This window comes from Salibacterium lacus (assembly GCF_042684865.1).
Lineage (GTDB): Bacteria > Bacillota > Bacilli > Bacillales > Marinococcaceae > Salibacterium > Salibacterium lacus.
The window spans coordinates 951735-969778 of record NZ_JBHUML010000002.1; the positions used below are offsets into that span (position 1 = coordinate 951735).

19 protein-coding genes are annotated in these 18044 nt (G+C 46.8%); 7 read left to right on the forward strand and 12 right to left on the reverse strand.

Going from position 1 to position 18044, the window contains the following annotated elements:
• The first annotated feature begins 57 nt into the window (after positions 1-57).
• Entirely contained in the window at positions 58-246 is a 189-nt protein-coding gene (locus ACFSUB_RS05680; protein ID WP_380713187.1) for a DUF5325 family protein, read from the forward strand.
• Positions 247-277: 31 nt separating this feature from the next.
• Here ACFSUB_RS05680 and ACFSUB_RS05685 read toward each other — a convergent pair whose 3' ends face one another.
• Together ACFSUB_RS05685 and ACFSUB_RS05690 are read right to left on the reverse strand one after the other, a co-directional pair.
• Complete coding sequence (locus ACFSUB_RS05685; RefSeq protein ID WP_380712220.1) at positions 278-1087, reverse strand: inositol monophosphatase family protein; 810 nt, start codon at positions 1085-1087, stop codon at positions 278-280.
• A gap of 158 nt (positions 1088-1245) precedes the next feature.
• Positions 1246-1434, reverse strand: coding sequence for a hypothetical protein (locus ACFSUB_RS05690; RefSeq protein ID WP_380712221.1), 189 nt, complete (start codon positions 1432-1434; stop codon positions 1246-1248).
• 218 nt (positions 1435-1652) lie between these two features.
• Here ACFSUB_RS05690 and ACFSUB_RS05695 point away from each other — a divergent pair, with 218 nt between their 5' ends.
• The gene (locus tag ACFSUB_RS05695; RefSeq protein WP_380712222.1) at positions 1653-2288 is read left to right on the forward strand and encodes a YktB family protein; all 636 of its coding nucleotides are present in this window, start codon (positions 1653-1655) and stop codon (positions 2286-2288) included.
• A 97-nt stretch (positions 2289-2385) separates the two neighbouring features.
• Here ACFSUB_RS05695 and ACFSUB_RS05700 read toward each other — a convergent pair whose 3' ends face one another.
• The 4 genes from ACFSUB_RS05700 to ACFSUB_RS05715 all read right to left on the reverse strand — a co-directional run bounded on the left by ACFSUB_RS05700 (position 2386) and on the right by ACFSUB_RS05715 (position 4855).
• Positions 2386-2664: a UPF0223 family protein gene (locus ACFSUB_RS05700; protein ID WP_380712223.1), complete on the reverse strand. Its 279-nt coding sequence runs from the start codon at positions 2662-2664 to the stop codon at positions 2386-2388.
• A gap of 10 nt (positions 2665-2674) precedes the next feature.
• Positions 2675-3631: an NAD(P)H-dependent flavin oxidoreductase gene (locus tag ACFSUB_RS05705; RefSeq protein WP_380712224.1), complete on the reverse strand. Its 957-nt coding sequence runs from the start codon at positions 3629-3631 to the stop codon at positions 2675-2677.
• Positions 3632-3665: 34 nt separating this feature from the next.
• A complete protein-coding gene (locus tag ACFSUB_RS05710) occupies positions 3666-4541 on the reverse strand; it encodes a polysaccharide deacetylase family protein (protein ID WP_380712225.1) in 876 nt (291 codons plus the stop codon).
• Positions 4542-4636: 95 nt separating this feature from the next.
• Positions 4637-4855 (reverse strand): hypothetical protein, encoded by a 219-nt coding sequence (locus tag ACFSUB_RS05715; RefSeq protein ID WP_380712226.1) that lies wholly within the window; start codon positions 4853-4855, stop codon positions 4637-4639.
• 68 nt (positions 4856-4923) lie between these two features.
• Here ACFSUB_RS05715 and ACFSUB_RS05720 point away from each other — a divergent pair, with 68 nt between their 5' ends.
• Positions 4924-6516 carry a glycine betaine uptake BCCT transporter gene (locus tag ACFSUB_RS05720; protein WP_380712227.1) on the forward strand — a complete coding sequence of 531 codons (1593 nt, stop codon included), beginning with the start codon at positions 4924-4926 and terminating at the stop codon, positions 6514-6516.
• 309 nt (positions 6517-6825) lie between these two features.
• Here ACFSUB_RS05720 and lpdA read toward each other — a convergent pair whose 3' ends face one another.
• The 5 genes from lpdA to ACFSUB_RS05745 form a co-directional block, all read right to left on the reverse strand.
• Positions 6826-8238 (reverse strand): dihydrolipoyl dehydrogenase, encoded by a 1413-nt coding sequence (gene lpdA / locus ACFSUB_RS05725; protein ID WP_380712228.1) that lies wholly within the window; start codon positions 8236-8238, stop codon positions 6826-6828.
• A gap of 1 nt (position 8239) precedes the next feature.
• Positions 8240-9532 carry a dihydrolipoamide acetyltransferase family protein gene (locus ACFSUB_RS05730; RefSeq protein ID WP_380712229.1) on the reverse strand — a complete coding sequence of 431 codons (1293 nt, stop codon included), beginning with the start codon at positions 9530-9532 and terminating at the stop codon, positions 8240-8242.
• Between the two features lie 99 nt (positions 9533-9631).
• A complete protein-coding gene (locus ACFSUB_RS05735) occupies positions 9632-10609 on the reverse strand; it encodes an alpha-ketoacid dehydrogenase subunit beta (protein WP_380712230.1) in 978 nt (325 codons plus the stop codon).
• A 3-nt stretch (positions 10610-10612) separates the two neighbouring features.
• Positions 10613-11656 carry a pyruvate dehydrogenase (acetyl-transferring) E1 component subunit alpha gene (pdhA, locus tag ACFSUB_RS05740; protein WP_380713188.1) on the reverse strand — a complete coding sequence of 348 codons (1044 nt, stop codon included), beginning with the start codon at positions 11654-11656 and terminating at the stop codon, positions 10613-10615.
• A 1244-nt stretch (positions 11657-12900) separates the two neighbouring features.
• Positions 12901-13578, reverse strand: a complete 678-nt coding sequence (locus tag ACFSUB_RS05745; protein WP_380712231.1) for a YkyA family protein — start codon at positions 13576-13578, stop codon at positions 12901-12903.
• A 235-nt stretch (positions 13579-13813) separates the two neighbouring features.
• Between ACFSUB_RS05745 and ACFSUB_RS05750 the strand changes: the two genes are divergently transcribed.
• Both ACFSUB_RS05750 and def read left to right on the forward strand, forming a co-directional pair.
• The gene (locus ACFSUB_RS05750; protein ID WP_380713189.1) at positions 13814-13963 is read left to right on the forward strand and encodes a YjcZ family sporulation protein; all 150 of its coding nucleotides are present in this window, start codon (positions 13814-13816) and stop codon (positions 13961-13963) included.
• Between the two features lie 513 nt (positions 13964-14476).
• On the forward strand, positions 14477-15025 hold the full coding sequence (def, locus tag ACFSUB_RS05755; protein WP_380712232.1) for a peptide deformylase: 549 nt from the start codon (positions 14477-14479) through the stop codon (positions 15023-15025).
• 18 nt (positions 15026-15043) lie between these two features.
• Here def and ACFSUB_RS05760 read toward each other — a convergent pair whose 3' ends face one another.
• A complete protein-coding gene (locus ACFSUB_RS05760) occupies positions 15044-15820 on the reverse strand; it encodes a Cof-type HAD-IIB family hydrolase (protein ID WP_380712233.1) in 777 nt (258 codons plus the stop codon).
• 342 nt (positions 15821-16162) lie between these two features.
• Here ACFSUB_RS05760 and ACFSUB_RS05765 point away from each other — a divergent pair, with 342 nt between their 5' ends.
• Together ACFSUB_RS05765 and rnjA are read left to right on the forward strand one after the other, a co-directional pair.
• A complete protein-coding gene (locus ACFSUB_RS05765; RefSeq protein ID WP_380712234.1) occupies positions 16163-16372 on the forward strand; it encodes a DNA-dependent RNA polymerase subunit epsilon in 210 nt (69 codons plus the stop codon).
• A 3-nt stretch (positions 16373-16375) separates the two neighbouring features.
• Positions 16376-18043, forward strand: coding sequence for a ribonuclease J1 (gene rnjA, locus ACFSUB_RS05770; RefSeq protein ID WP_380712235.1), 1668 nt, complete (start codon positions 16376-16378; stop codon positions 18041-18043).
• Position 18044 lies beyond the last annotated feature (1 nt).

Genomic DNA, 18044 nt, shown 5'->3' on the forward strand with positions numbered 1-18044 from the left:
ATTTCAGGTTTTCACCGATGTCATTTCGCTGTACACTGGGAGATGAAGACTTTGAAAATGGAAGGTGACAATATGAATCAGATAAAATGGAGTTATCTTATCCTTGCTTTCATCGCTGCCTTGTCAATTGCGTCTTTCGGTATTGCCGTGGCAGAGAGATCCATACTTATTGCCGTCTGCTGTGTACTTGTACTTGGTTTTTCCTTTGCTGCGGCAAGAAGACTTCGGGGCAGGTCCAGTCAATAAATAAAGATTCCCTGGTTAAAGACGGCAGAACCTAGTAATCAAATCCTTTGTGATCATACAGGTAGTCCAGGATTTCTTCGTGAAGTCCGGGTCTTGAGGCAGCAATTTTGCATGGTTCAAGCAGCGGTACGTCATCGTTTTGAAATGTTGAGACCCGGTGACCGGTTTCTTTCAGCAGCACCAGCCCTGCCGCATAATCCCATGGGGAGAGACGGAAGCTGATATAACAATCCAGTCTGCCGCATGCAACGTAGGCAAGCTCAATCGCTGCTGCACCGTAAGACCGGACGCTCCTTGAACGCCGCACCATATGGTGAAGTGACTGCTCATCCGCCCGTTTCTCCCGGGCAAGCCACCGGCCGTTCAAACCAAGGACAGCTTCCTGGAGCGTGACAGGCTGTGTTTGTTCCAGCTTTCTTTCATTAAGAAAGGCTCCCTGCCCGGAAACGGCAGTGAACCATTCATCCTGCATGACATTATAGACAATACCGATTTTTCCCACCCCGTTTTCCACCACAGCGACTGAAATCGCAAAATTGAACTTTTGATGGACAAAGTTTGTGGTCCCGTCAATGGGGTCAATGAGCCACATCACGCCATCAGTGGACTGTATATGACGCCCCGCTTCTTCTTCTCCGATGATTTTATGATCAGGGTGGGAGCGTTCAATTCGTTCTTTTAATATACGTTCCACTTTATAATCCATTTCCGTCACAAGATCATTTGGGTTGGATTTTGTCTGAATTTCGAATTGTTCATAGAGAGATTCTTTTAATATCTTCCCTGCTTCCTCCACCCATTTGACTGCCTCGTTTTTTACATCGTTCCAGTTCTCGTTCATGTAAGTCCTCCTGTGTTCATCTGCTATTTATTATCTCATATGCAGGACAAAAAAAACACAGCCCGCTTCACAGGCTGTATGTTAGAAAGAAGACCGGACGGGATATTTATTCATCCTGTCCGGTCTTCTTTTCCTTATTTTAAAAACGTTTCGTTTTGTCACGCTTCCAGACGAATAAATTCCATCCGTAATTGTTCGAGACGGTCTTTACATTCATTACTTTTATCCACGTTCTCTTCCATCATGGCATCATACAATCCTGCAAGTTCATAATCAATCTCCATGCGGAGAACGGCTATTCTCTCTTCAGCATCGGTTCTTTTCAATGTCTGCATTACTTGTTCCATGGCCACCCACACCCCTTTATTTGTTTCGATGTTCCACGGGCCTTCTGACGGTTGTTGTAACCTTAACAAAATATTCTGAGTATTATGTTTCTGATATTATACCATATGTTTCGATATTTTCAAACGATACTCTTCTTAAAATGAATAAAGATTATATTTGATTTTCTCTGGGTAAAGAGGATAATATGGAACATGACAATAGAAAGGAGAGTTTCATCATGCCTTTTCAAGGATTCAGGCCGTCGGATTTTGAAACATTTTTCATCGATGATCTCGACGAACGAATGGAAGCTATCCGAAACAGAATTCAGCCGAAATTTTCCGCCATTGGCAGCTATTTAACCGACGAGCTGTCCGTTATGCTCGGCATGGAAATGCATCTTCATATTGCCAAACACGCCAGGCGTACCAAAAATCCGCCAACCGACACATGGCTCGCACTGGCAGACACTAAAAGAGGGTATAAAAAACGTCCCCATTTCCAGGTTGGACTTTTTGATGATCATGTGTTTTTATGGTTTGCCTGCATTTATGAAATGCCGGAGAAAGCGGAAACAGCCGGGATTTTTCTGCGCCATCAGGAAACGATTGAAAGCCTGCCTGATCATTTTGTTATTTCCCAGGACCACACAAAAAAGGATGCTTTTTCTTTGAAAAAAAGCAGCAGTGACGATATTACGTCTTCGCTGGAACGTTTCCGCGATGTGAAAAAAGGGGAGTTCCTCATAGGCAGACACATTGATAAAAACGATCCGCTGCTTGAAGACGGAGAGGCTTTCCTGGAGGAAGCCAAAAACACATTTGAAACCCTGCTTCCTGTGTATCAGCTTTCTCTGGGAACAACATCATCCTGATTACTCTGTACGGTTATTTTCCGGACTTCGCTCCGGATTCCCGCCGTTTACAGGCGAAAGATGTGCGTACGGCCGGAGTCCGTACACCGGCCGTATGTTATGTCATCATGAAAGTTTCTTCTGTTTCTTTTCTCCCGGCCTGCTGGACGGTTTTCCAGCACGCAACCCCTGCCTTTTCATCAAAATCCCGGAAATACTGTTTTTCTTCCGCTTTGGAAGGGACAATTTCTTTGAAGCGCCGGTACCTCGACAGTACCGCTTCCTTACGTACCGGCTTCTCGTAAGCTTCTTCTATTACCCGGAAAAATTCCATCACATCAATTATTTCTTCCTTTGTCCACTCCATCGAAAACGGCATTGGATATTCTTCTTCCATTGTAATCCTCCTATCTGTTCCATCTTTCTTTCACATGTTCTGCCTCTTCCATTATTCTGTTGAAAAGTTCCTGCACAGAAGGAATATCGTGGATACGGCCTGCAGCCTGGCCGGCCCAGCCAAAACCGCTGTCCTGCTTCCCTTCGTGAATAAACGTTTTATTGGCTTGTGCATCTATATACGGAAGAAGTTCTTCAACATCCGGGGAAGACTTCTCCATTTCAAGAATTTGTTCGGACCAGCGGTTCTTTAATACCCGGCCCGGTGCACCGATTGATTCTTTTATTACAACTGTATCGGTTTCTGCAGCCCTTGTTAAAGTCTCTTGATACATTGGATGGGCATGTACACATTCTTTCACAGCGATAAATCTTGTCCCCATTTCCACCCCTTCCGCGCCAAGCGCTATTGCTGCCATCATGGAACGCCCATCCGCTATTCCACCTGAGGCAATGACAGGAATATTGACACTGGCGGCCACCTGAGGCAGCAATACCATGGTGCCGGTGTCATCACGTCCAACATGGCCGCCTCCTTCCCGGCCCACAATCATAACAGCATCCGCCCCGGCTTCCTCAGCTTTTACAGCCTGCCGGACTGAAGCAGTCAATACAAGCGCTTTTACGTTGGTGTTTTTCAACATATCAAGTACCGGAACCGGATTTCCACCTGTAATGGATATAACATCCACCTTTTCAGAGAGAGCTGCCTCCACCATCTCCTGATAAGGACGCACCCCTCTGCCAATGGCGATATTGACACCAAAGGGAGAATCTGTCTGTTGCCGGACGCTCCGGATTTCCTGCTTTAATGCCTTTTCATCCGGCAGGGACATCGCTGTAATCTGTCCAAGTCCGCCCGCTTTGGAGACAGCAGAAGCTAAGTCGGCATAAGCCAGATAGGAAAGCCCGCCTTGAATAATCGGATAACGGATATTCAACAGTTCGGTTACGCTGGTATGTAACATTATCCTGCCTCCATTTTTATATTTTGGCTTCTTATTACGCTTCGCTGTTCATTTTCTTTATCTGATCAGGATCAATAAAGCCATATCCCTTTTCTCGCAGCCCTTCTATGATATCGCCCAGTGCCTTTCTGGTCCACTCCCGGTCGTGCATAAGGAGATTTGATCCATGCCCCAGAAGTTCCGTATCAACCATGATATCGGTTAATGCTCCCGGATTCTGATACTCAGCATTCCAGTCGTAACCATAACTCCAGTTCATCCAAGTCATTCCCTGCTCCTCTATATACGCCTTGCTCTCATCAGAATTATCCCCAAAAGGAGCCCGGAAAAATTCCGGTTTTTCTCCGGTAATATCTTCGATTTTTTTATTTAACCCTTTGATCTCTTCTGTCAGTTCGGCACGGGAGAGCTCTGAGACATTGGCATGTGTCATCGTATGGTTTCCAATTTCAAAGCCCATATCTGCAATCTTTTTTAATTTTTTCTTCCCTTCTTCATCGTTCAAAAAATGACCATTTACAAAAAAAACAGCCGGCACTCCTTTTTCCACCATCGTTTTTGCCATCTCTACACTATATGTATCCGGAGCATCATCAATTGTCAGAAGAACTTTCTTCGGATCGACTTCTTTTTTAATCGGGGCCAACGAGGAATCTGCAGGGTTCACTTCATATAGAGGTTCGGTCTCTTTCTTTTCTTTTCCAGCCTGTTTCTCTTCTTCAGCTGCCTCTTCTGTTTTCCTTTTCGTTTTAACGTTATTCGATTCCTCATTATTTTCCTTCTCTTCATTATCCGTGTTTTCTTCTTCGGTTTGTTTTTGGTCCGCCTCTGTAACTGTTGAAGATTCTTCTTCATTAAGACCACAGGCCCCCAGCAGAAGAAAACAGACCGCTGCCGTAATTTTTCTCAATCGTAGCTCCCCCTGTTTTTATTTTTATTTTACCAGAAATATATGAAAATAGGGATCGTTCCAGGGTATGAGTTTTTCTATAAAGATCGATCTATCTATAATGTAATGGGGATTGAATGCATCATTTCTATGTTGATTCCTCTTTCAATCATGGTTATAATGATTTTTGCGGCTTGCGGACAGTACAACATCTCTTTTATTATTATGAAAAACATATTCAGCGGAACAGCTTTTTCTTTTTCACACATGCTTTCTGCCTGACCACATAAACGAAATGTTACTATACGGGGCGTATAGCGCCCCGTTTTTTCCATTTATGTTCCCCGGCACCTGCAGCAAAAAATGTTACTTACAATTACTTGGAAAGGTGGTTCTGCCGGAGATGAGAAAGCTTACACCCGTTTTTTACATCTCGTTTTTTATTGCGTTTGTTTTTATCTTGTGGGGCACAATCGCTCCTGACAACGTAAATGAAGTGCTCGGTTCGATGCAGAGCTTTATATCCAAGCAATTTGGATGGTTCTATCTGTTATCAGCTACAGCCTTTGTTATTTTTGCGATCTATTTAATTTTCAGCCCTTTTGGAAAGATAAAACTTGGGAAGCCGGATGAGAAACCGGAGTACGGATACTTTACGTGGTTCGCGTTCCTGTTTACCGCAGGGATGGGAATCGGTCTTGTTTTCTGGGGGGTGGCTGAGCCGCTGTACCATTACTACGGTCCTCCCTCTGCGGAACCGCAGTCCAATGCAGCCGCCGCTGCCGCGTTACGGTATTCGTTTTTCCATTGGGGGATTCACCCATGGGCTATTTACGCTATCGTTGCCCTGTCTCTTGCCTATTTTAAATTCAGGCATGACGCTCCGGGAGTTGTGAGTGCTTCGCTGCGCCCGCTGTTTGGAAGTAAAATGGACGGCCCTTACGGAACGGCCGTCGATGTGATCGTCGTCTTTGCCACGATTTTCGGGGTGGCAACTTCCCTTGGTTTCGGCGCCGCCCAGGTTACGGGCGGCCTGAGTTTCACTTTTGATTTCATTTCAAACAATATTATCACCCAGCTGATTATTATCGCGATCATTACCGTGCTTTATCTGTTTTCCGCAGGCACCGGATTGAACCGTGGGATACGGATTTTGAGTATGACAAATATCGTGCTCGCTATCGGTTTAATGCTCTTTCTTTTGGCTGTCGGACCGACGGTATACGTGTTGGATGTGTTCACGACCACACTCGGCAGTTACATTCAAAACCTGCCCAGCATGAGTTTCAATACAGCAGCCTTTTCCGGAGACCGGGCCTGGCTGGAGAACTGGACCATTTTCTACTGGGCGTGGTGGATTGCCTGGTCACCGTTTGTCGGCACGTTTATCGCCCGTGTATCCAGAGGGCGTACCATCCGGGAGTTTATGCTCGGCGTTATAGCCGTTCCCACTCTTTTCGGGGCGCTTTGGTTCTCTGTCTTCGGCGGAACCGGTATTTCCGCCAATAGTGCCATGGGTGGCCGACTATACGAGATTATGTCGAATCAGGGGGATGAATTTGCCCTTTTCACCCTGCTGAACGAATTTCCTCTCTCTGGTTTCATGGTGACACTGGCTATTTTGCTTATTGTTTCTTTCTTTGTCACATCCGCGGACTCCGCTACGTTTGTTCTCGGGATGCAGACAACCAATGGAAGTCTGAATCCGCCGGTGTCCGTTAAGATGGTATGGGGAGCTATTCAGTCATCTTCTGCCGGGGTTCTCCTCTATTTCGGAGGTCTCGGCGGTCTTGAGACAGCCATGATTATCGCCGCCCTGCCGTTTACTTTCATTATGCTGCTGATGGTTATATCTATCCTGAAATCTCTTAAAAGTGAGCGCAGTATTATTCAATCGGACAAAGCGGTACTGCAGGCCGAACGCAACAAGTTAAGGGAAGAAAAGGAACGACTGAAAAAAGAAAAAGAAGAGTTAAAGAAGAAAGTCAAAAAATAAAAAGCAAGTCTGAGATAAAACTTCTATAAGATAGAAAAATGAGTTTGGGACAAAACTTTTATAAGCTAGAAAAATACCGAACGTTTTTTGAAATCGTTCGGTATTTTTCGTTGCTGAGACGTTCGTAAGGATGAATTCCGGCGGCTTTCGTATCTTTGTTCTGCATGGAGAATCAATCTGCAGCAGAATATCTCCATCAACCAAAGCATTTTCCTCTTCATAAAAAGGTCCGATTATCGAAATAAGATAATCGGACCTTTTATATTCACGAATTCGACAGATATTACGGATACCGTTACATATCAGGGGTTATTTTGTAACGTGGACTGGAAGACCGAGCGCCACTTCCGCTGTTTCCATCGTTATTTCACCCAGTGTCGGGTGGGCATGAATAGTCATGGCAAGATCTTCAGCAGTCATTCCGCCCTCGATGGCAAGACCAGCTTCTGCAATCATGTCGGAAGCGTTCGGCCCTGCAATCTGTGCTCCAATAACAAGCCCGTCCTCTTTTCTTGTCACAAGCTTCATGAAGCCTTCGGAATCATTGAGGGAAAGAGCTCTTCCATTAGCCTGGAACGGGAATTTGGCTGCTGTTACATCATATCCTGCATCTTTGGCTTCCTGCTCGGTGTAGCCGACGCTTGCAAGTTCCGGATCGGAAAATACGACCATAGGCATGGCAAGATAATCGACCGCCGCCGCTTCTCCGGAAATAGCTTCAGCAGCTACTTTTCCTTCATAAGAAGCCTTGTGGGCAAGTGGTGCGCCCGGAACAATATCGCCGATAGCATAAATCTGCTCGTTTGTGGAACGGCACTGCTCGTCCACTTTTATCAAGCCTTTATCGTCAATCTCGACGCCGATCTGTTCCAGACCAAGTTCGTCGGAGTTGGGCTTGCGTCCTACGGATACAAGCACGTAATCGGCGTCAAAGGACTTTTCTTCTCCGTTCACTTCCGCCGTGACATGCACACCGTCCTCGGATTCTTCGACGGACTGGGCAAAGGCTTTGGTTTCGATCGTGACATTGTTATTCTTAAGCCGTTTGTTAACGAGCTGTGCCATCTGTTTTTCAAAGCCGGTGAGAATTCTTTCTTCCCCTTCAAGTACTGTCACTTCAGTGCCGAGATTGGCATACGCTCCGGCCAGTTCAATGCCGATGTAGCCGCCGCCGATAACAACAAGCTTCTGCGGAATATCTTCAAGGGACAGGGCGCCAGTTGAATCGATAACACGGCTGCTGTATTTGAAATTCGGCAGTTCAATAGGGCGGGAGCCTGTTGCTACGATGCAGTTCTTGAATTTATATGTCTGGGAATTGTATTCATCCGTTGAGACCTTAACAGAATCACGATCGGAGAAATAAGCTTCACCACGCACAATATTCACTTTGTTGCTCTTCAGGAGACCGTCAACACCTCCTGTGAGCTTCTGTACGACGCTTGATTTCCATTCCTGTACTTTGGAGAAATCAACGCTGACATTTTCAGCAGTGATTCCCATATCATCGCCCGTTTGTGCTTCGTGATAACGGTGGCCGGCCTGTATTAATGCTTTAGACGGCACGCAGCCGACATTAAGGCAGACGCCGCCGAGGTTGTCTTTTTCCACAATGGTTACAGATTGTCCCATCTGGGCCGCGCGGATAGCCGCAACATAGCCTCCCGGGCCGGATCCAATAATAAGCGTATCTACTTCTTCCGGAAAATCTCCTACTACCATTTTATCCCTCCATAACTAGTAATTCTGGATCATTCAACAGACGCTTCACATGATTCAGGGCGTTTTGAGCAGTCATGCCGTCAATCAAGCGATGGTCATAACTTAAGGATAAAGCAAGCATTGGCCGGATGACAACTTCCCCATCCCGGACAACTGCTTTTTCTTCAATTCTTCCAATGCCGAGAATGGCAACTTCCGGATGATTAATAACTGGTGTGAACCACTGCCCCTGCGCAGAACCTACGTTTGAAATGCTGGCGGAGCCGCCTTTCATTTCATCCGGACTTAATTTACCGTCCCGTGCTTTGCCGGCAAGTTCATTGATTTCGTCAGCAAGCATGAAAATTGACTTGCGGTCTGCATCTTTTACTACCGGCACAACAAGTCCCTGGTCAGTGTCTGCTGCGATACCGATATTAAAATACTTTTTGTAGACAATTTCTTCGTTGTCATCATCAATGGATGCATTAAGCGCCGGGAATTCGCGGATGGCGGAAGTAAGTGACTTCACGACATACGGCAGGTACGTCAATTTAATATCTTTTTCAGCCGCAACCGGCTTGAACTTCTTGCGGTTGGCCACCAGGTTCTCCACATCCACTTCGTCGTGGTGTGTTACGTGCGGCGCCGTGCGTTTGGAATTCACCATTGCTTTTGCAATCGACTTGCGGATACCTTTCATCGGTACGCGCTCTTCAAGCGCCTGCTGATCCTGGGTGGACGCAGGAGCTGACGCAGCCGGTGCTTCTTCTTTCTGCTCTTCTTCCGGTGCAGAAGCCGGCTTACCGCCTTCTTCATGCGCTTCTACATCTTCTTTTAGAATACGTCCGTTTTTGCCGCTTCCTTCAACTTCCTGTATGTTGATGCCCTGTTCACGGGCGAATTTACGGACAGAAGGCATAGCAATGACGCGTTTGTCATCTTCTGTTTGTTCTGAGTCTGCTTCCGGCTGGGAAGAGCTCTCTTGTTCTGTTTCGTTCTCCTTCGGTTTTTCTTCTTCTTTTTGTTCCTCGGTGCTGGTTTCTTCACCGCTGTCAGCTGCAGGAGCATCTTCACTTCCATCGTCTACGATTAGAATGACGTCCCCTACATTGACTGTAGCTCCTTCGTCAGCTTTTACGTCCTTAACAGTACCCTCTACCGGCGAAGGAATTTCTACAACCGCCTTATCGTTTTGTACTTCACAAAGGATGTCGTCTTCCTGAACGGTGTCACCCGACTGAACGAACCACTTTACGATTTCACCTTCATGAATGCCTTCACCAATATCTGGTAGTTCGAAATTGAAAGCCACTACGGCTGCCTCCTTTATTTATCGATTTCTTGAAACAGAACAAACTGAAAAAGAAAACCTCTGTTTCTTCTTCAGTTTGTATCATAAGCTTCCCGCTTTTTAGAAATTCACTACGGTTTTTGCTTTTTCCACTACATTTGTGTAATCCGGGAGCCAGATGTCTTCGGCAGCTGCGAACGGGAATACCGTATCCGGTGCTGTAACACGAAGAACCGGAGCTTCAAGATGCAGGATGGCATGTTCGTTGATTTCAGCCACTACATGGTTGGCGATGCCGGCCTGTTTCTGCGCTTCCTGCACTACAACAGCCCGGTTGGTCTTTTTCACGGATTCGACAATAGTATCCACATCAATCGGGCTGATAGTCCGCAGGTCTACAATCTCCGCTTCAATTCCTTCTTCCGCGAGCTGTTCTGCGGCTTTCAGCGAGGTGTGAACCATAGCTCCGTAAGTTACGATGGTTACATCTTTACCTTCTCTTTTCACTGCTGCTTTATCAAGATCAACGGTATATTCTTCTTCCGGCACTTCTTCACGGAACGAACGGTACAGTTTCATATGTTCCAGGAAGACAACCGGATCGTTGTCCCGGATGGAAGAAATCAGCAGCCCTTTTGCGTCATAAGGGGAGGAAGGAATCACAACGCGCAGTCCAGGGGACTGAGCCATCAAGCCTTCCAGACTGTCTGCGTGCAGTTCCGGTGTTTTTACGCCGCCGCCGAATGGAGAACGTACAGTTACCGGAGCGTTGTACTGACCCCCGGAGCGGTAGCGGAGCCGCGACATCTGCCCGCTGATGCCGTCCATTGTTTCAAAAACAAATCCAAAAAACTGGATTTCCATGACAGGACGGAAACCTGTCAGGCTGAGGCCGATGGATAGTCCGCTGATGCCGGATTCCGCCAGCGGCGTGTCAAATACACGGTCCTCCCCGAATTCACTCTGAAGGCCTTCCGTTGCACGGAATACGCCCCCGTACTGTCCCACGTCTTCCCCGAAAACAAGCACGTTTTCGTCGTTTTTCAGCTCCGTACGCATCGCATCGGTTATTGCCTGAATCATTGTCATTTGCGCCATAGCTTACTTCGACTCCTTCTCTCTGTATTCTTCGAGCTGATCCTTCAAGTTAGGAGGCAGCACATCATTCATATTTTCAATCAGATCCGACACCTTCTGTTTCGGGGTGTCATCAGCCTGTTTGATAGCGGCTTTAATCTCTTCTTTTGCCGTGTCCACTACTTCGTTCTCGCGCTCTTCAGACCAGAGGTCTTTATTCTCCAGATATTTACGCAGACGAACGAGTGGATCTCTCTTTTCCCATTCGTCATCCATGTCAGACGTACGATAACGTGTCGGGTCATCGCCGGCCATCGTATGCGGGCCGTAACGGTAGCAGAGAGTTTCCAGAAGGGACGGGCCGTCGCCTGCAAGTCCGCGTTCGCGTGCATCTTTTGTTGCTGCGTAAACGGCGAGCACGTCCATGCCGTCTACCTGTCTTCCGGGAATACCGGCAGCGACACTTTTTTGTGCAATGGTTTTAGCAGATGTCTGCGCATCAGCAGGAACCGAGATGGCAAACTGGTTATTCTGCACGACAAAAATCGCCGGAGCTTTGAACGAACCGGCAAAGTTCATTCCTTCATAAAAATCACCCTGGGATGCTCCGCCATCCCCGGTATAAGTAATGGCTACACTGTTTTTCTCTTTCTTTTTCAAGCCGAGTGCAACACCCGCTGTCTGTACGATTTGAGCCCCGATAATAATCTGCGGGGAAAGAACGTTCAGTTCCTCGGGAATCTGGCCGCCGTGATAATGCCCGCGCGAAAACAGAAATGCCTGATACAGCGGAAAACCATGCCAGACAATCTGAGGAACATCGCGGTAACCCGGTACAATCCAGTCCTCCTGATCAAGCGCATACTGCGACCCAAGCATGGATGCTTCCTGGCCTGCCACCGGAGCGTAGAAACCGAGCCGTCCCTGACGGTTCAGCGATACAGCACGCTGATCCCAGATTCTTGTGTATACCATTCTTCTCATCAATTCCTGTAGATCTTCATCTGTAAGATCCGGAAAGGCGTCCTCGTTTACAATTTCGCCTTCCTCATTCATAATCTGAAACATTTCAAAGTGACCTTCCGCCTGTTCTAATGTATTACTAGCCACTAATGTTCACCTCTTCCTTTCTTCCAATGGTAGAAATAAGATACCCGCGCACCTTTTCTCCTACAGCTAGGATAACCATTACCGCCTGAAAACATCAGCGTGGATGTTTTCTTTTAAACGTCATATAATGTTTCGTTTAAGCTGACTTTCATGGTGACTTACGTTTCATGATACAACTGTTTCATTCAAAGTTCAAAAAAAATGAAACAACCTAGATCTGTGATTAGAATATACCACTTTAAAAAGATTCGTCAATCCTTTTACTTCAAACGTTTCTATGATGTTTTGGGGCTGTAGTTACATATGGCTGGACATGTAACTGTTATATATCATTTGATAATTGCTACAAACAGCTTCCCTTTTTGTGAACGGATTCAGATTACTGTTGTTTTTATAACACAGTCTGGGTGAAACAGAAATTTTTTGTTATCTTTTAATGGAGCATAGACAAAGCACAGCAGACAAGAGTCTGGGACAAAAATAAAACAGGCGCAGGAAAACACGAATGTCCTGCGGCGTTGTTCAAGAGCCGCATAGCAGCGGAGCCAAAACGCTTTGGATCCTGCTCCGAACAGTACGGGGCACGGGCTTTTTGCTGCGTTGGCCCATTCGTTGTCCCGCTGAACGCCACGTAGCTTCGTTCCTAATGACGTTTTGAGGGGAGCCGGACCCTCAAAACGTCATTATGAGCCATGTCCAGCGACGTTTAAGAGGCTGCATGATCCCCCAAAGTGCCTTAGACACATTCTGGGCGAATGTCCGTCCCCCCCAACCTGAACGCCACAAACAAACGCCTCCGCTTTCTACAAACCACCATCCATCCGACCTGCCTTTTCTGCATCCATACGGCCGGACCTGTTTCCTTTTCCTCCGTTATACCGGCTGGCGTCGTGATCCCATCGCGGAGCAGCTCAGATGTGGTTTCGATGCCGGCAAACGGGCCCTGGAACGGCCGGGATTGTCGGTTTCGACAAGCCGCTGATCTGATGGAACCACAGCCGCGGGTCGTGCCCGCGGCAAAGAAAACACGGCGAGCCGATGCTGCCCTTGTGTTCTCGCGTAAAAGCAAAGTATGTTGGCAAAGCGGTGTATCTCAAAATGAAGAATGCCGAACGATTTAAAAAAATCGTTCGGCATTCTTATCTAAATAAAGGCTTTGTCCCAGACTCTTTTTTATGTTCCGGAGACTGTTACCTTTTCCTTTATTCTGTATCTCCCGCCTCTTTTGATTCCGATTCGCTGATATCAAGTTCCGCTGCCTCATAGAAATCCTGTTTCGCCTGATTGTATTCATCCGTGTACCTGTTGAATGCATCCCTGTTTTCCACTACAGCATTGTACTGCTGATTAACGGTATCAATCCGGTTTTGAAGTTCGTCGATTGCCAGATCTTCATTGGAAAATGCCTGATACAGGTCAATATCCTGCTTAACTGCTTTTTGATAGCTTTCATAAAGATCCTGGTAGGCGTTATAACGATTTTCCATCGCCTTTTCAACAGCCTGGGCTTCTTCCTGTGCCTGCTCCACCTGATTCATCTGTTCGACCGCAGACTGATACTCTTCATAAGCCGACTCGATGCTTTCCTTTTCCTGCTCAAGCAGCTGTTTTCGTTCTTCGGCCAGTCCGACCGCCTCTTCAGAAAGCGACTGAATCTGCTCCATATCTTCTGTTCCCAGAGAAAGCATATCTTCATATAATTGCTGTTCTTTTTCTTCCAGATTCATGATCGGCTCCTGCTGTTCTTCAAATCCATTTTCAAGCGATGCCGCTTCTTCCAGATGAGTATAAGCCTGTTCCGCGGCATTTCCGCCACAAGCATTCAAAACCAGAAAAACGGCAGCCGCCGCACATACATATAACTTTTTCCTATGTGTCAACAATCTGTTCTCCTCTCTGTTGCATCCAGCTTTTTGCTCTTTAGTGATAGTTTATATAATCTTCATTACGTTCATACCCTCACAATCATAAAACAACTCCTGTAGTAAATCAACAAACTTCCTGTTGGGCAGGGGCCCATTCATTTTTGTGTTTTTGACATAGGTTAAAAGGGAGATGACCTATTATCCTGCATCCTACGAAAGGAGAGAATGGAGTATGTGGGGAAACAATCAAATGTACCAGCCTTATTACGGACAAAACCAGACAGCAGGTTACAGCAGCGGAGGAAATGGCGCAGGTAAAGCATTTGCACTGATTGTAGTGCTTTTCATCCTGCTCGTTATCGTCGGAGCTTCCAAAAACGACTGCAGCTATAAAGACTAATAACAGACTCTGATGAGTCTGGGACAAAACCTCTATAAGATAGAAAAATACCGAACGATTTTTTGAAATCGTTCGGTATTTTTCGTTTCTGAGACGAATCGCTGGGCCAAAATGCTTCGCTTTTACTCCAGAGCACAAGGGCGGCATCGATTCGCTGGCGCTTATCGTGTCTTCTATGCCGCGGGCACGGCTCAAAAGGAGGAAGATCGGCTAAGATCGGCACCTCCTGGCGGGCGCCGACCTGACCCACATCCTGCGGGGTCCCCGTGACTCGTGCTGTTCTGAGCAGGAGTCGAAGCATTTTGGCTCCGCTACCATTCGACTGTTGAGCAACGCTGCAAGACATTCGTATTGTCCTCCACCTATTTTACTTTTGTCCCAGACTCTTTCATGGAATGGGATAGAAACATTTCGACAAAGCGGGCGGCTTTTGCCTCTGCTTTTTTTCTGTTATACTGAGAAAATATTATGGTGTAACACATGTATGTTACGATGCGACCGGAGGGATTAATTTTGCTGACGATGGATGATATTGTCCGGGAGGGTCACCCCGCACTTCGACAAGTAACCGAAGAAGTGCCGCTGCCTCCTTCCGAGGAAGATAAAAACACGCTGAAAGAAATGCTGGAGTTCCTCGAGAACAGCCAGGACCCTGAAACCGCAGAAAAGTATGAACTTCGTTCCGGGGTTGGGCTGGCCGCCCCGCAGCTTGGAATCAACAAACGAATGTTTGCGGTACATGTAACAGACGAAAAAGACCGCCTGTACAGCTATGGACTGTTTAATCCGAAAATCACAAGACATTCCGTTGAAATGACGCATCTTGAAGGCGGGGAAGGCTGCCTTTCTGTGGACAGGGAAGTTCCCGGGAATGTTCCGCGCTATAAACGCATTACACTGGAGGGTACAACTCTTGAAGGCGAAAAGGTGCGGCTGCGGCTGCGGGATCTGCCGGCTATTGTGTTTCAGCACGAATTGGACCATTTAAATGGCGTTATGTTTTATGACCGGATAGAAGAAGAAATTCCCGAAACAGATAAAAAGGACGACGGAGTGCTGTAACCCTCCGTTGTCCTTTTTTTAAAGCAGGCCGATCCGTTCCAGCCCCTGTTTCACTCCATCTTCATGAACCGGGGAGGTCACAAAATCCGCCGTCTGTTTCACTTCTTCCAGCGCGTTGCCCATGGCGATACCGACACCGACTTCTTTCAGCATTTCCATGTCGTTCAAAGCGTCTCCAAACGCTGCTGTATCATCCAAAGAGAAACCAAGGTGAGCAGCCGCTGCCTGAATGCCTTCCGCTTTGGAGCCGCCGGAAGGTACCACATCAACAGCCAGTGGATGCCAGCGTACAAAACGGAACGTATCAAAGGATTCGCGGTAGTTCTGTTCGGCCTCAGGACCACAGAACAGGAGGCACTGATAAATTTCGTGATTTTTATAAAATTGCTGGTTTGTGGGAGGATAAGGCATTTTTAAATCACCAAGACCCTGGGAAATGTAGTGATTCTGATCCGAATCCGCCGCTGCCTGCTCATGATCCATGAAGACCATCGGATGCTCCAGCACTCCGGCTTCAGAATGGAGAGCAGCCACCTTATTTGGTTCAAGCGGTTTTTTCTCAATCACTTCTCCCTCAGCCACTACGTATGACCCGTTGAAGCTGACAAATGTTTCAATTCCGAGTTCCTGACGGAGAGCATCAAACATAAATGGCGCCCTTCCGGTGGCAATCGCTACATACACACCCTTTTCCTTCAGATCCTGAATTGCTTTTTTGGCAGAAGAGGGAAGTGTCATTTCTTTGGTATAGAGTGTCCCATCAATGTCAAAAAAAACAATGGATGGTTTTTTCATGTCTGCATCACCTTACAACTTTCTATGTTTAATTAAACGTGCCTCTATGTCTAACATTTATCGTAACATATCGACCCCGGCGCTTCACGTATTCATTATTTCCTGCCGCAGCCGATGGGTGTTCTATTGAAAAACGAAAAGATTTCCATTACAATTTGATAATTGAACACTTGCGGCGCGGATGAACATTGAAAAGTTCTTTATGGTTACTTGCTCCAATTTGATTTATAATGAGGTACAGATGCCATTAAAGTTCGTTTTACAGGCGTGCCGACCTGCCGGAACCGGAGCCGGTTTACCCTGCACGTCTTGATTCATATACTAAAAAGGAGAGATAACAATATGATTTTTAAAGTGTTTTACCAGAAAGACTTCAGCCAGATCCCTGTACGCGAAAATACAGATACCATGTTTGTTGAAGCGGAAACAGAGCGGGAAGTACGGCGCAAATTGGCAGACAGAGATTACAATATCGAATTCATTCAACCGGTTTCCGAGGGCTTGTTGAAACATGAACAGAAAAAAGAAGATTTCAAAGTGGAGAATCTGTAAAGCATGAAACAGATGAAAAAAAACCAGGTTGCTGTTTTCGCTCTCGGAGGTCTCGGCGAAATCGGCAAAAATACGTATGCCATACAATATCAGGATGAGATTATTCTCATAGACGCCGGAATCATGTTTCCAGAAGACGAACTACTGGGGATTGACTATGTCATACCTGATTATACCTATTTGACCCGCAATAAAGACAAAATCAAGGGCCTCTTTGTCACGCATGGCCACGAAGACCATATCGGCGGCATTCCCTATCTTCTCCGGGAATTGAATGTCCCTATCTACGGCGGAAAACTTTCCATTGGTCTCCTGAAGGGGAAGCTGGAGGAACACGGCCTGCTGAGAAAAGCCAAACTGAATGTCATTAGTGAAGATCAGGTTATTAAATTCAAAAAAACAAAGGTTTCTTTCTTCCGAACCACTCACAGCATTCCGGATTCTTTTGGGATGGTTGTGAACACACCGGAAGGAAATATTGTGCACACAGGAGATTTCAAGTTCGATTTCACTCCGGTTGGAGAACCCGCGAACCTTTCGAAAATGGCTCAAATTGGGGAGGAAGGTGTTCTCTGCCTGTTGTCAGACAGCACAAACAGTGAAGTTTCAGGATTTACCATGTCAGAACGGACTGTCGGCAAAAGTATCGACAATATCTTCCGACAGGCGGAGGGGCGGCTGATTTTCGCCACCTTTGCTTCTAATATTTACCGGTTGCAGCAGGCGGTGGAAGCTGCCGTTCAGGACGGACGGAAAATTGCCGTTTTCGGACGCAGTATGGAATCCTCCATTACCATCGGACAGGAACTCGGCTATATTAAAGCACCGAAAGGTACGTTTATCGACGCATCCCAGTTGAACCGCATTCCGGACAATCAGGCTGCCATTTTATGTACAGGCAGTCAGGGCGAACCGATGGCGGCACTGTCCAGGGTGGCTCACGGCACTCACCGTCAGATTCAGATCATCCCTGGTGATACCGTGGTGTTCTCAAGCTCCCCGATTCCCGGCAACACGTTGTCAGTAAATAAAATTATCAATCAGCTGTCAAGAGCCGGGGCAAGAGTCATTCACGGCTCCCTGAACAATATCCATACCTCCGGACACGGCAGCCAGGAAGAGCAGAAATTAATGCTCCGCCTCTTAAAACCGCAGTATTTCATGCCGATTCACGGAGAATACCGGATGTTGACCATGCACACCAAACTGGCAAAAGACTGCGGTGTGCCGGAAGAAAATTCATTTGTGATGGAAAACGGCGAGGTCCTCGGCCTTACCAGAAAGAGCGCTTCGCCGCTCGGAAAAGTTCCATCCGGCTCCGTTTACGTGGACGGCAACGGCATCGGAGATATAGGGAACATCGTGCTTCGTGACCGCCGCATCCTATCAGAAGAAGGGCTTGTTGTCGTCGTGGTCAGCATAGATATGAAAAATTTCAAGGTCTCTGCCGGGCCGGATATTATTTCACGCGGATTCGTATACATGCGTGAATCCAGTGATCTTATCAACGATGCTCAGACAAAACTGACCAAACATCTTGAAGAAGTAATGAAACGAAAGACAACCCAGTGGTCGGAAATCAAAAATGAGGTCATTGATCAGCTTTCTCCGTATCTTTATGAAAAGACAAAACGAAAGCCGATGATACTTCCAATCATCATGGAAGTATGAC